This is a genomic window from Pseudoduganella aquatica (assembly GCF_009857595.1).
Taxonomy (GTDB): domain Bacteria; phylum Pseudomonadota; class Gammaproteobacteria; order Burkholderiales; family Burkholderiaceae_D; genus Rugamonas; species Rugamonas aquatica_A.
The window spans coordinates 143,019-155,672 of the sequence record NZ_WWCU01000006.1 but is presented as its reverse complement, the minus strand read 5'-3'; the positions used below and the strand labels follow the sequence as shown (position 1 = coordinate 155,672).

General features: G+C 64.6%; 12 protein-coding genes. 10 read left to right on the top strand and 2 right to left on the bottom strand.

The genetic code is table 11. From position 1 onward, the window contains the following. Positions 1–6 precede the first annotated feature (6 nt). The 10 genes from GTP77_RS08220 (at position 7) to GTP77_RS08175 (ending at position 9,065) form a co-directional block, all read left to right on the top strand. The gene (locus GTP77_RS08220; RefSeq protein WP_056398400.1) at positions 7–240 is read left to right on the top strand and encodes a helix-turn-helix domain-containing protein; all 234 of its coding nucleotides are present in this window, start codon (positions 7–9) and stop codon (positions 238–240) included. A 97-nt stretch (positions 241–337) separates the two neighbouring features. After that, positions 338–1,924, top strand: a complete 1,587-nt coding sequence (gene purH, locus GTP77_RS08215) for a bifunctional phosphoribosylaminoimidazolecarboxamide formyltransferase/IMP cyclohydrolase (protein WP_161071683.1) — start codon at positions 338–340, stop codon at positions 1,922–1,924. 153 nt (positions 1,925–2,077) lie between these two features. Then, on the top strand, positions 2,078–2,626 hold the full coding sequence (gene ruvC, locus GTP77_RS08210) for a crossover junction endodeoxyribonuclease RuvC (RefSeq protein WP_161071682.1): 549 nt from the start codon (positions 2,078–2,080) through the stop codon (positions 2,624–2,626). Between the two features lie 24 nt (positions 2,627–2,650). Next, the gene (ruvA, locus tag GTP77_RS08205; RefSeq protein WP_161071681.1) at positions 2,651–3,229 is read left to right on the top strand and encodes a Holliday junction branch migration protein RuvA; all 579 of its coding nucleotides are present in this window, start codon (positions 2,651–2,653) and stop codon (positions 3,227–3,229) included. A 16-nt stretch (positions 3,230–3,245) separates the two neighbouring features. Continuing rightward, positions 3,246–4,301, top strand: coding sequence for a Holliday junction branch migration DNA helicase RuvB (gene ruvB / locus GTP77_RS08200; RefSeq protein ID WP_161071680.1), 1,056 nt, complete (start codon positions 3,246–3,248; stop codon positions 4,299–4,301). 13 nt (positions 4,302–4,314) lie between these two features. Further along, positions 4,315–5,262, top strand: a complete 948-nt coding sequence (locus GTP77_RS08195; protein ID WP_161071679.1) for a LysR family transcriptional regulator — start codon at positions 4,315–4,317, stop codon at positions 5,260–5,262. 140 nt (positions 5,263–5,402) lie between these two features. Continuing rightward, on the top strand, positions 5,403–6,170 hold the full coding sequence (locus GTP77_RS08190) for an SDR family oxidoreductase (RefSeq protein ID WP_161071678.1): 768 nt from the start codon (positions 5,403–5,405) through the stop codon (positions 6,168–6,170). 46 nt (positions 6,171–6,216) lie between these two features. Continuing rightward, positions 6,217–7,005, top strand: a complete 789-nt coding sequence (locus tag GTP77_RS08185) for a glutaminyl-peptide cyclotransferase (RefSeq protein WP_161071677.1) — start codon at positions 6,217–6,219, stop codon at positions 7,003–7,005. A 195-nt stretch (positions 7,006–7,200) separates the two neighbouring features. Beyond that, positions 7,201–8,592, top strand: coding sequence for a DUF4214 domain-containing protein (locus GTP77_RS08180; protein WP_161071676.1), 1,392 nt, complete (start codon positions 7,201–7,203; stop codon positions 8,590–8,592). Between the two features lie 11 nt (positions 8,593–8,603). After that, complete coding sequence (locus GTP77_RS08175; protein WP_161071675.1) at positions 8,604–9,065, top strand: YaiI/YqxD family protein; 462 nt, start codon at positions 8,604–8,606, stop codon at positions 9,063–9,065. 9 nt (positions 9,066–9,074) lie between these two features. Here GTP77_RS08175 and GTP77_RS08170 read toward each other — a convergent pair whose 3' ends face one another. Both GTP77_RS08170 and GTP77_RS08165 read right to left on the bottom strand, forming a co-directional pair. Next, on the bottom strand, positions 9,075–9,521 hold the full coding sequence (locus GTP77_RS08170; protein ID WP_161071674.1) for a DUF2147 domain-containing protein: 447 nt from the start codon (positions 9,519–9,521) through the stop codon (positions 9,075–9,077). A 153-nt stretch (positions 9,522–9,674) separates the two neighbouring features. Further along, positions 9,675–12,473: a valine--tRNA ligase gene (locus GTP77_RS08165; protein WP_161071673.1), complete on the bottom strand. Its 2,799-nt coding sequence runs from the start codon at positions 12,471–12,473 to the stop codon at positions 9,675–9,677. Positions 12,474–12,654: the final 181 nt, after the last annotated feature.

The following is a 12,654-nucleotide window of genomic DNA, read 5'->3' as shown; positions in this document are numbered from 1 at the left end:
ATAAAAATGAGCAAAGAAAGCATTCAGGAAGTCGTCCAGAAATCGCTGGAAGATTACTTCAACGATTTGGGCGAGCAGCAGGCGTCGAACATCTATGACATGGTCGTGCTGACCGTGGAACGTCCCATTCTCGAAGTCGTGATGACCCGCGCCGACGGCAACCAGTCGCATGCCGCGCAAATGCTGGGCATCAACCGCAATACCCTGCGAAAGAAATTGCAGGAGCACGGCCTGCTGTAAGGTCCGCTGACGTCCCGGCTTGCATGGCTGTGACCGGCCCGTGCGGCCGGCGCGTTGACCTTTGTCCCACAGAATACTCAACAACCTAGCCACAGCCATGATTAAACAAGCTCTCATCTCCGTTTCCGACAAGACCGGCGTTCTGGACTTCGCCCGCGCCCTGTCCGCCATGGGCGTCAACATCCTGTCCACCGGCGGCACCGCCAAGTTGCTGGCCGACAATGGCGTGCCCGTGACCGAAGTGGCCGACTACACCGGCTTCCCGGAAATGCTGGACGGCCGCGTGAAGACGCTGCACCCGAAAGTCCACGGCGGCATCCTGGCGCGCCGCGATTTCCCCGAGCACATGGCCAAGCTGGAAGAGCACGGCATTCCCACCATCGACATGGTGGTGGTGAACCTGTATCCCTTCCAGGCTACCGTGGCAAAAGACAGCTGCACGCTGGACGACGCCATCGAGAACATCGACATCGGCGGCCCGGCCATGCTGCGCTCGTCGGCCAAGAACCACAAGGACGTGGTGGTGATCTGCGACCCGGCCGACTACGGCCAGGTGCTGGCTGAGATGAAGACCACCGACAACGCGCCCGGCTATGTGTCCTACGAAACCCGCTTCATGCTGGCCAAGAAGGTGTACGCGCACACCGCGCAGTACGACGGCGCCATCGCCAGCTACCTGAGCAGCCTGGGTCCGGACCGTTCGCACGCCAACCGCGCCGCCTATCCGCAAACGCTGAACGCGCACTTTGAAAAAGTGCAGGACATGCGCTACGGCGAAAACCCGCACCAGTCCGCCGCGTTCTACCGCGACCTGGCGCCGGTGGCCGGCGCGCTGGCGAGCTACACCCAGCTGCAGGGCAAGGAACTGTCGTACAACAACATCGCCGACGCGGACGCCGCGTGGGAATGCGTGAAATCGATGGGCGGCTTCGACCAGTCGGCAGCCTGCGTGATCGTCAAGCACGCCAATCCATGCGGCGTGGCGCTGGGCGCCAACGCGGCCGACGCCTACAAGCGCGCGCTGCAGACCGACCCGACCTCGGCCTTTGGCGGCATCATCGCCTTCAACGTGGAAGTGGACGGCACCGCCGCCACCGAACTGGCCAAGCTGTTCGTGGAAGTGCTGATCGCGCCGTCGTTCACCGCTGAAGCCAAGCAGATCCTGTCGGCCAAGCAGAACGTGCGATTGCTGGAAATTCCGCTGGGCAACGGCGTCAACGCGATGGACTTCAAGCGCGTGGGCGGCGGCCTGCTGGTGCAGTCGGCCGACTCGAAAAACGTGCTGCTGGCCGACCTGAAAGTGGTCACCAAGCTGCAGCCTACCCAGCAGCAGCTGCAGGACCTGATGTTCGCCTGGCGCGTGGCCAAGTACGTCAAGTCCAACGCCATCGTCTTCTGCGGCAACAACATGACGCTGGGCGTGGGCGCAGGCCAGATGAGCCGCATCGACTCCGCGCGCATCGCTTCGATCAAGGCGCAGAACGCCGGCCTGACCCTGACCGGTTCGGTCGTGGCGTCGGACGCCTTCTTCCCGTTCCGCGACGGCCTGGACGTGGTGGTGGACGCAGGCGCCACCTGCGTGATCCAGCCGGGCGGCTCCATGCGCGACCAGGAAGTGATCGACGCCGCCGACGAGCGCGGCGTGGTGATGCTGTATACCGGCACCCGCCACTTCCGTCATTAATCATGCATGGCGGGTTACGGCGTGCCGCCTAACCCGCCCTACGAGCTGGCTCAGGGCCGGATGGGGAAACCTGTCCGGCCCTGTTTTTATTGCACTGTGCTTATATACAGCTTTTGCTGCTTGCCAGCCATGTTGTTGATGTACAATCCGAGCATGATTATTCTCGGCATCGACCCAGGTTTGCGCACCACCGGCTTTGGCGTCATCCACAAACAGGGCGCGAAGCTGCGCTATATCGCGTCCGGCACCATCAAGTCCGGCGAAGGCGACCTGCCGGCCCGCCTGAAAGTCATCCTGGACGGCGTGAGCGAAGTCGCTGCCACCTACCAGCCGGACTGCTCGGCCATCGAAAAAGTCTTCGTCAACGTCAATCCCCAATCGACCCTGCTGCTGGGCCAGGCGCGCGGCGCGGCCATCTGCGCGCTGGTCAGCAACGGCCTGAGCGTGGCGGAATATTCGCCCACCCAGCTGAAGCAGGCCGTGGTCGGCACCGGCAAGGCCGACAAGGCCCAGGTGCAGGACATGGTGGCGCGCCTGCTGGCGCTGCCCGGCTTGCCCGGCTCGGACGCGGCCGACGCGCTCGGCGTGGCCATCTGCCATGCCAACAGCTACGATGCGCTGGCCCTGATCAGCCTGGCGGGCGGCACGGCGGCCAGCCCGCTGGCCGGCCTGCGCATGCGCCGCGGCCGCCTGGTCGATTAAACCCACTCACTAAGGTTACAACCCATGATCGGACGTCTCTCCGGCATCCTGCTTGAAAAAAATCCCCCGCAACTGCTGGTTGACGTGCAAGGCGTAGGCTACGAAGTCGACGTGCCCATGAGCACCTTCTACAACCTGCCCGGCGTGGGCGAGAAGGTGGTGCTGTTCACCCACCAGGCCATCCGCGAAGACGCGCACCTGCTGTTTGGCTTCGGCAACGCCGAGGAACGCGCGGTGTTCCGCCAGCTGATCAAGATCAGCGGCATAGGCGCGCGCATGGCGCTGTCCATCCTGTCCGGCATGTCGATCGCGGACCTGGCGCAAGCCGTCACGCTGCAGGAATCCGGCCGCCTGGTGAAAGTGCCCGGCATCGGCAAGAAGACCGCCGAACGCCTGCTGCTGGAGCTGAAGGGCAAGCTGGGCGCGGACCTCGGCGCGGGCGGCGCGCATCCGGTGCACGACTCCCAGTCCGACATCCTGAACGCGCTGATCGCTTTGGGGTATTCTGACAAGGAAGCGCTGCTGGCGCTGAAGACCGTTCCCGCCGGCGCCGGCGTGTCGGACGGCATCAAGCAGGCGCTGAAAGCGCTGTCCAAGGGTTAATGGTAAATACTAAGCAATGAGCATCCAGACCGACAATTTCACCGAGCAGCGCATTATCGACGCCGCGCCTTCGTCGCCGAACGAGGAGGCCATCGAACGCGCCTTGCGCCCCAAGCACCTCGATGAATATGTCGGGCAGGCCAAGATCCGCGACCAGCTGGAGATCTTCATCTCGGCCGCGCGCAACCGCAAGGAAGCGCTGGACCACACGCTGCTGTTCGGCCCGCCCGGCCTGGGCAAGACCACCTTGGCCAACATTATCGCGCGCGAAATGGGCGTGAACCTGCGCCAGACTTCCGGCCCTGTGCTGGAGCGCCCGGGCGACCTGGCCGCCATCCTCACCAATCTCGAAGCGAACGACGTGCTGTTCATCGACGAGATCCACCGCCTGTCGCCGGTGGTGGAGGAGATCCTGTACCCGGCGCTGGAAGACTACCAGATCGACATCATGATAGGCGAAGGCCCGGCCGCGCGCTCCGTCAAGCTGGACCTGCAGCCCTTCACCCTGGTGGGCGCCACCACGCGCGCCGGCATGCTGACCAATCCGTTGCGCGACCGCTTCGGCATCGTGGCGCGGCTGGAGTTCTACACCGTGCCGGAACTGACCAAGATCGTCAGCCGCAGCGCCGCGCTGCTCAAGGCCAGCATGGACGTGGAAGGCGCGGCTGAAATCGCCCGCCGCGCGCGCGGCACGCCGCGCATCGCCAACCGCCTGCTGCGCCGCGTGCGCGACTACGCCGAAGTGAAGGGCAACGGCGACATCACGCGCGAAGTCGCCGCCGCCGCGCTGGTGATGCTGGACGTGGACACCGTCGGCTTCGACGTGATGGACCGCAAGCTGCTGGAGGCGGTGCTGTACAAATTCGGCGGCGGCCCGGTCGGCATCGGCAACCTGGCCGCCGCCATCGGCGAGGCGGCGGACACCATCGAGGACGTGCTGGAGCCTTATCTGATCCAGCAAGGCTATCTGCAGCGCACGCCGCGCGGCCGCGTCGCCACGCCGGCGGCCTACAAGCACTTCGGCGTCACGCCGCCGCGCACCAATCCGAACGGCGAGCTGTGGGACCTGTAGCCAAGGCTGCCTGATGGACGAACTGCGCGCCGTCGCCACCTTTGTGCGGGCTGCCGAACTGGGCAGCTTCAACCGGGCCGCCGAAGCGCAGAGCACCACGCCGCAGGCGGTCAGCAAGACCATACGCCAGCTGGAGCAGCACCTGGGCGTGCGCCTGTTCCACCGCAGCACCCGCAAGAGCACTCTCACCGAAGAAGGCCAGCGCCTGCTGGAGTCCGTCAAGCCCGGCCTGGACGGGCTGGTCGGCGCGCTCAGCAAGGCGCGCAGCGCGGCACAGGACGACCAGGGCGTGGTGCGCATTACCGCGCCCGGCGCGGTGGGCCGCAAGGTGCTGATGCCGCTGCTGGCCGAGTTCCAGCAGCGCTACCCGCTGATCCAGTTCGAGCTGCTGCTGTCGGAGGGCTTCAGCGATATCGTGGATGAGCGCATCGACGTCGGCTTCCGCGCCGGCAATCCGCCGGACCTGCAAGTGATAGGACGCATGCTCTTCCCGGTGCAGCAGATCGTCTGCGCCACGCCGGCCTACCTGGCGCAGCATGGCGCGCCGGGCAGCATCGCCGAGCTGCAATCGCACCGCTGCACGGCCTACCGCCAGCCCGGCAGCGGGCGCGCCATGCCGTGGGAATTCGAGGTGGACGGCAGCACCGTGTTCCAGCACATGCCCACCGTCCTGTGCAGCAACGACCCGGAGGCGGACATGCACGCCGTGCTGGCCGGCATGGGCATAGGGCAGGTGGACAGCATCAACGCCGCCGCGCCGCTGCGCAGCGGCGAGCTGGTGCCGCTGCTGGTGTCCACGGTCAGCGAGCGCATGGGCTTGCATCTCTACTATCCGCAGCGCGCCGATATGCCGGGCCGGGTGCGGCGCTTTATCGATTTTGCCGTGGAGCGCTTGCAGGGCAGTACGGTGTTCTCGGTGCCGGGCGCGGAGCTGGCGGGTTACGCGGGCATTGCCCGCTAACCCGCCCTACGTTGGCGCCGATTGATTAACAACTCGCAGTTGTCTTTCAATCGGGTTTTTGGGACTACTTTGGTTGTCCTTGAAAATATAAAGTTCTCCCTGTCGCCGCATCGCCGGCATTGAACCTCAAGGAGAACAGCATGAACCAAGCTACCCAACTGTCCGGTCGCGTGGCCGTCATTACCGGCGCCTCCAGCGGCATCGGCCTTTCCACCGCAAGGCTGCTGGCCGCGCGCGGCGCCAAAGTGGCCGTGCTGGCGCGCCGCAAGGATGCGCTGGACCGCCTGGTGGCCGAGATCGAGCAGGCCGGCGGCACCGCCATGGCGCTGGCGGTCGACGTGACCGACCAGGCTTCCATCGATGCCGCCGCCGCCGCCGTGCTGGCCGCCTGGGGACCTGCCAACCTGGTCTTCAACAACGCCGGCCTGATGCTGCCCGGCGCCATCGAGGAAAACAAGCTGGAGGAGTGGAGCCGCCAGATCGACATCAACGTGGACGGCGTGATGCGCATCATCCACGCCTTCGTGCCGCAGCTGAAGCAGGCGGCGGAGCAGGGCGTGACCGTGGACCTGATCAACACCTCGTCCATCGCCGGCCAGTACATCTATCCCTACTTCGCCGTGTACAGCGCCACCAAGGCCTACGTCAGCCACCTGACGCGCCATATGCGCGTGGAGCTGGGCCAGAAAAACATCCGCGTGTCCATGATAGAGCCGGGCATCGTCGCCACGGAATTGCAAAGCCACGTCACCCACCAGGGCGTGCTGGACTGGCTGGCCGACGCCGCCAGGAACATCGAGTTCCTGCAACCGGAGGACGTGGCCGAAGTGGTGGGCTTCCTGGCCGCGCAGCCGCCGCGCGTGAACCTGATGCAAGTGGTGGTCATGCCGACCAAGCAGGCAAACTGAGGCTGGCGTTATACTGCATGGTTTATTGATCCGCCACGGAATGACCATGCAAAGTTGGAGCAGCACCAAAGTAGTAGGGCGCCTGGCCGCAGCGGGCCTGGCGCTGTTTGCCTCCTTGGCCACTGCACAGGCCGCTGTGCCTGTGTACGGCTACGAAATCAAGCACAGCTACCCGCACGACCCGCAGGCTTTCACGCAGGGGCTGCTGTTCCAGAACGGCATCCTGTACGAAAGCACGGGCCTGAACGGCCGCTCCTCGGTGCGCAAGGTGGCGCTGGAAACCGGCAAGGTACTGCAGAAGACCGATATCCCGGCGCAGTTCTTCGGCGAAGGCATTACCGCCGTGGGCAACGTCATCATCGGCCTGACCTGGACCAGCCAGACCGGCTTCATCTTCGACAGCGAGACCCTGCAGCTCAAGCAGACCTTCAGCTACCCCGGCGAAGGCTGGGCGCTGGCCACGGACGGCGAACGGCTCTACATGAGCGACGGCACCGCGTACATCCGCGTGCTGGATCCGAAAACCATGCAGCAGACCCGTCGCATCCGCGTTACCGCCGACGGCGAGCCGGTCACGCAGATCAACGAGCTGGAATGGGTGGAAGGGCAGATCTACGCCAACATCTGGCAGACCGACAAGATCGCCCGCATCGACCCCTTCAGCGGCCGCGTGATGGGCTGGATAGACCTGAGCGGCCTGGCCGCCAAGGCCGGCATCGAGTCCGGCAGCGACAACGTCCTCAACGGCATCGCCTACGACAGCGCCAAGCGCCGCCTGTTTGTAACCGGAAAGCTATGGCCCAAGCTGTTCGAAATTGAACTGAAACGTAAATAATGAAGTTGCAATAGGCGATAGCTCCTCGCCAACTCCGCCCGCCGCGTGGTGTGGATGGCTGGCGACAGTGACAATTGGTAATGTCCGTCCGCCATTGAATGTTGTGGTGCAGCCGGTTAGTCTGCTGAGTATTGCTGTATGGCACTATTCTGGCCGGCAGCGGCCGCCGCCTCTTCAGTTTGAACGGACACTTCCATGGACATTACCCCGCCCCGTCTCGTCAGCTTTTCCATGCCATCCACGCTGGACCTCAGCGCTGGTGCGCGCAACCTGTCGCTGCGCGTGGACGCGCGCGATGAAACCGGCGGCTCCGGCCCCGGCTGGGCGCAAGTCTGGATGCAGCAGTCCCTTATCTCCCCGCTCGGCTCCAGCCAGGCCATCATGATAGGCGCACCGGGCAGTGCGGACCCGCTGAGCGACGGCTCCGCCAGCTATGTGTTCCCGGTCGGCGCCGCCACGCCTCCCGGCGTGTACCGCATCTACGAAGTCGCGGTCTACGACATGGCCGGCAATGTGAAGCACTATTTCGACAGCGACCTGGCCGCCATGGGCTTCAATACGGCGGTCACCATTACCGGCGGCGTGGCGGACGCCACGGCCCCTGAGCTGACCGGACTGGTGCTGCCGGGCGTGGTGGACATCAGCGGCGGCGCCCAGCAGCTCAGCTTTACCGCCCATGCGCAGGACGGCGCCGGCAGCGGCGTGGCCGGCGTGGATCTGTTCTTCGACCGCGATTTTTACCTGGACACTTTTACCGGCCCGGCGGTTTCCATCGGCGGCTTCGTGGGCGGCAGCGACACCTTCTACGACGGCACGCTGAACTCCGCCGCCTATACCGGCACGCTGTTGGCGGAAACCGGGCTGGGCGTCTACAACTTGCTGAGCGCGGTGGTCACCGACCAGAGCGGCAACGCGAGGGAATACACTGCGGCCCAGCTTGCCGCCATGGGCATCAACACCCGCTTCGAGGTGCGGGACGGCGTGCCCGCCGAAGTGCCGGGTGATGCGCCGGTGAGCGGCCCCGTGCCCGGCCCCACCGTTATCCAGGGCGGCGCAGGCCTGGACGAAGTGGCGTACGCGGAGGCCAGCACCGGTTTCACGCTGCGCAAATCCGGCGGCGGCTATCTGGTCACGGACGGCCGGGGCACCAGCAATACGCTGGTCAATGTGGAGCGGGTGGCGTTTTCCGACCAGACCATAGCGCTGGACGCGGACGGCAACGCAGGCCAGGCCTACCGCCTGTACCAGGCCGCGTTCGACCGCCAGCCCGACTTGCCCGGCCTGGGCTACTGGATCTCGCATCTCGATGCCGGGCTCGCCTTGCGCGACGTGGCCGCGTCCTTCCTGGGCAGCCAGGAGTTCACCCGCCTGTACGGCGCCGCGCAGCCGAACCAGCAATTCGTGACGGAGCTGTACCACAATGTGCTGCACCGTAACCCCGAGCAAGCCGGGCTGGACTTCTGGGTGCGTGCGCTGGACAATGGCGCCATGCGGACGCAGTTGCTGGTCGACTTCAGCGAGAGCGCTGAGAACATGGCGCAAGTCATCGGCTCGATCGAGCACGGCATCGCCTATATTCCCTACTAAGAAAGCAGTGCATGCAAATTTGGGTGGACGCGGACGCTTGTCCGGCCGTGATCAAGGACATCCTGTACCGGGTGGCCGAGCGCACGCAGATGCAGGTGACGCTGGTGGCGAACCAGCTGATGCGGGTGCCGCCGTCGCGCTTTGTGCGCTCGGTGCAAGTGCCGTCCGGGGCGGACGTGGCGGACCAGGAAATCGTGCGCCTGCTGGCGCCGGGCGACCTGGTCGTCACCGCCGACATCCCGCTGGCGTCGGACGTGCTGAAGAAGGGCGGGCTGGCGCTGAATCCGCGCGGTGAGTTCTACACCGTGGACAACATCGCGCAGATGCTGACCATGCGCGCCTTCATGGAAGAGCTGCGCAGCGGCGGCGTCGACACCGGCGGCCCCGCGCCGTTCAGCCAGTCGGACCGCCAGAGTTTCGCCAACGCGCTGGACCGCCACCTGGCCAAGGTCAAGGCAGCCAGCCGCGGCTGATTTTCCTGCTTACTCCTGGCGCAGCCAGGTTTGCGAGCGGCCCAGCATCGGCACACCGATATAGCCGCGCACTTTCAGCTTCTTGCCGCCGTCGGCCAGTTCCATCTTGCTCTTGTAGACCTTGCCGTTGTCCGGGTCGAGGATCTCGCCGCCGGTGTACTCGTCGCCGTCTTTTTTCAGGCCGGACATGAACACCATGCCCAGGATGGGCTGGTCCTTGCGCGCGTCGGTGCACTTGTCGCACTTGGGATTCTGCTCCTGGTCGGCGGGGCGGAACAGCTTCTCGATCTTGCCCTGCAACACGCCGTTGCTCTCGCTGATGCGTATCAGCGCCTTAGGCTTGCCGCTCACGTCATCGATATTTTTCCACAGGCCCACGGGGCTGGCATCATCGGCAAAGGCAGGCGCCATGACGACGGCGGCGGCCAGGGCGCCGGCTTTGATCCAGTTACGCATAAGGTTGTCTCCAAAAGTTATGTTTGTCCGACGAGTGTAGCGCCAATTAATAGAATAGTCGTACTATTTCGTGTGGCAACAAAAAAAGGGGTCAGGGTTGATATTCCCGCTTGGGAATATCAACCCTGACCCCTTTTTTTGGGGGGCGCTAGCTTATGCCGGCAGCTTGGCCAGTTGTTCGCGCATCTTTTCGATGGTGGCGGTGAAGTTGGCCAGGCGTTCTTTTTCCTGGGCGACGACGGCCGCCGGGGCGCGTGCAACGAAGCTTTCGCTGGACAGCTTGGTGCTGGCCTTGGTGATCTCGCCGTCGATGCGGGCGATCTCTTTCGACAGGCGCTCGCGCTCGGCCGCGACGTCGATTTCCACTTTCAGCATCAGCTTGGTGGTGCCGACGATGGAGACGGCCGCCGTGGTCTCGGGCAGCGTGTCGACGATGGTGACGTCGGCCAGCTTGCCCAGCGCCTGGATGTAGGGCGCGTACACGGCCAGACGCGCCTTGTCGTCCGGCGAGGATGCTTCCACGATCAGCGGCACGCGCAGCGACGGCGCCAGCTTCATTTCGCCGCGCAGGTTGCGCGTGGCGTCGGTCAGCGTTTTCAGCTCGCCCATCCAGGCTTCGGCCGCCTCGTCGATGTTGGCCAGGTTGGGCAGCGGGTATTGCTGGGTCATGATGGATTGACCGGCGCTGTCCTTGCCTGCCAGTGGGGCCACGGCCTGCCACAGTTCCTCGGTCACGAACGGGATGATCGGATGCGCCATGCGCAGCACCACTTCCAGCACGCGCAGCAGCGTGTGGCGGGTGGCGCGCTGTTGGCCTTCGGTGCCGTTCTGTACCTGCACCTTGGCCAGTTCCAGGTACCAGTCGCAGTACTCGTCCCATACGAACTTATAGATGGTGCTGGCGATGTTGTCGAAGCGGTAGTCTTCGAAGCCTTTCACCACGTCCGCCTCGGCCTTCTGCAGCAGCGAGATGATCCACTTGTCGGCTTGCGACAGGTCCGCTTCGCTCGCGGTGCAGTCCTTGCCTTCGGTGTTCATCATCACGAAGCGGGTGGCGTTCCACAGCTTGTTGCTGAAGTTGCGGTAGCCTTCGCAGCGGCCCAGGTCGAAGTTGATGTTGCGGCCCAGCGAGGCGTAGGACGCCATCGTGAAGCGCACCGCGTCCGTGCCGTAGGCGGCGATCCCTTCCGGGAACTCCTTGCGCGTGGCCTTGGCGATCTTCTCGGCCGCCTTCGGGTTCATCAGGCCGGTGGTGCGTTTTTCCACCAGGGCTTCGATGCCGATGCCGTCGATCAGGTCGATCGGGTCCAGCGTGTTGCCCTTGGACTTGGACATCTTCTGGCCTTGCGAGTCGCGCACCAGGCCGTGCACGTACACGGTGTTGAACGGCACCTTGCCGGTGAAGTGCGCGGTCATCATGACCATGCGCGCCACCCAGAAGAAGATGATGTCGAAGCCGGTCACCAGCACGGACGACGGCAGGAAGGCCTTCAGGTCAGGCGTTTCTTCCGGCCAGCCCAGGGTGGAGAAGGGCACCAGCGCGGACGAGAACCAGGTGTCGAGCACGTCGTTGTCGCGGCGCAGGGCGCCGGTGCTGCCGGCCGCCTGCTGCTTGGCCACGGCTTCGGCTTCGGTGCGCGCCACGAAGATGTTGCCCTGCTCGTCGTACCACGCAGGGATCTGGTGGCCCCACCACAGCTGGCGCGAGATGCACCAGTCCTGGATGTTGTTGAGCCACTGGTTGTAGGTGGTGTTCCAGTTCTCCGGCACGAACTTGATCTCGCCGCTGGCCACTTTTTCCAGCGCCACGTCGGTGATCGATTTGCCCGGGTTGAAGGTGCCTTCAGGGGCAGGCTTGCTCATGGCGACGAACCACTGGTCAGTCAGCATCGGCTCGATAACGACGCCGGTGCGGTCGCCGCGCGGCACCATCAGCTTGTGCGGCTTGACCTGCTCCAGCAGGCCTTGCGCGTCCAGGTCGGCCACGATCTGCTTGCGGGCGGCGAAGCGGTCCATGCCCACGTAGGCGGCCGGCGCGTTGTCGGCGATCTTGGCGTCCAGCGTCAGGATGGTGATCATTTCCAGTTTGTGGCGCTGGCCTACCGCGTAGTCGTTGAAGTCGTGCGCAGGGGTGATCTTCACGCAGCCGGTGCCGAAGGCCTTGTCCACGTAGGAGTCGGCGATGACGGGAATTTCGCGGTCGCACAGCGGCAGCTTGAGCATCTTGCCGACCAGCGCCTGGTAGCGCTCGTCGGTCGGGTCCACGGCCACGGCCACGTCGCCCAGCATGGTTTCAGGACGGGTGGTGGCCACCGTCAGGAAGCCGCTGCCGTCGGCCAGCGGGTACTTGATGTACCACATGGAGCCGTCTTCTTCTTCCGACGCCACTTCCAGGTCCGACACAGCGGTGCCCAGCACCGGGTCCCAGTTGACCAGGCGCTTGCCGCGGTAGATCAGGCCTTGCTCGAACAGGCGCACGAACACTTCGGACACCACTTTCGAGCGCGGCTCGTCCATGGTGAAGTATTCGCGTGCCCAGTCAGGGGAGGTGCCCATGCGGCGCATCTGGCCGGTGATGGTGGAGCCGGATTTCTCTTTCCACTCCCAGACTTTTTCGATGAATTTTTCACGGCCCAGGTCATGGCGCGAGATCTTCTGCGCGTCCAGCTGGCGCTCCACCACGATCTGGGTGGCGATGCCGGCATGGTCGGTGCCGGGGATCCAGGCGGTGTTATGGCCCAGCATGCGATGGTAGCGGGTCAGGCCGTCCATAATGGTCTGGTTGAACGCGTGGCCCATGTGCAGCGTGCCGGTGACGTTCGGCGGCGGCAGCTGGATGCTGAAGGAGGGCTTGGACAGGTCGAGCGAAGCGGCGTAGTAACCGCGCTTCTCCCACTCGCTGCGCCAGAACTGTTCAATGTCGGCGGGCTCGAAAGACTTGGCTAATTCCATGATGTTGGGCTGTGTTGTAGGCGAAAACGACCATTATAAAGGGGCAATGCCGCCAGTGCATGCCGCCAGCGCCGCAGTGCACAATATTTCGCACATAATATGTGCCATATTGATAATGAAAGGCCGCCACCGTGGGCGCAACGCCATTGAAACCGCCGGAAAGCCGCTACGCCGCAGTGCG

Excerpts from the sequence above, each read along its gene's own strand:
- GTP77_RS08220 (WP_056398400.1), top strand. The coding sequence starts at position 7 with ATGAGCAAAGAAAGCATTCAGGAAGTCGTCCAGAAATCGCTGGAAGAT.
- purH (WP_161071683.1), top strand. The coding sequence starts at position 338 with ATGATTAAACAAGCTCTCATCTCCGTTTCCGACAAGACCGGCGTTCTG.
- ruvC (WP_161071682.1), top strand. The coding sequence starts at position 2,078 with ATGATTATTCTCGGCATCGACCCAGGTTTGCGCACCACCGGCTTTGGC.
- ruvA (WP_161071681.1), top strand. The coding sequence starts at position 2,651 with ATGATCGGACGTCTCTCCGGCATCCTGCTTGAAAAAAATCCCCCGCAA.
- ruvB (WP_161071680.1), top strand. The coding sequence starts at position 3,246 with ATGAGCATCCAGACCGACAATTTCACCGAGCAGCGCATTATCGACGCC.
- GTP77_RS08195 (WP_161071679.1), top strand. The coding sequence starts at position 4,315 with ATGGACGAACTGCGCGCCGTCGCCACCTTTGTGCGGGCTGCCGAACTG.
- GTP77_RS08190 (WP_161071678.1), top strand. The coding sequence starts at position 5,403 with ATGAACCAAGCTACCCAACTGTCCGGTCGCGTGGCCGTCATTACCGGC.
- GTP77_RS08185 (WP_161071677.1), top strand. The coding sequence starts at position 6,217 with ATGCAAAGTTGGAGCAGCACCAAAGTAGTAGGGCGCCTGGCCGCAGCG.
- GTP77_RS08180 (WP_161071676.1), top strand. The coding sequence starts at position 7,201 with ATGGACATTACCCCGCCCCGTCTCGTCAGCTTTTCCATGCCATCCACG.
- GTP77_RS08175 (WP_161071675.1), top strand. The coding sequence starts at position 8,604 with ATGCAAATTTGGGTGGACGCGGACGCTTGTCCGGCCGTGATCAAGGAC.
- GTP77_RS08170 (WP_161071674.1), bottom strand. The coding sequence starts at position 9,521 with ATGCGTAACTGGATCAAAGCCGGCGCCCTGGCCGCCGCCGTCGTCATG.
- GTP77_RS08165 (WP_161071673.1), bottom strand. The coding sequence starts at position 12,473 with ATGGAATTAGCCAAGTCTTTCGAGCCCGCCGACATTGAACAGTTCTGG.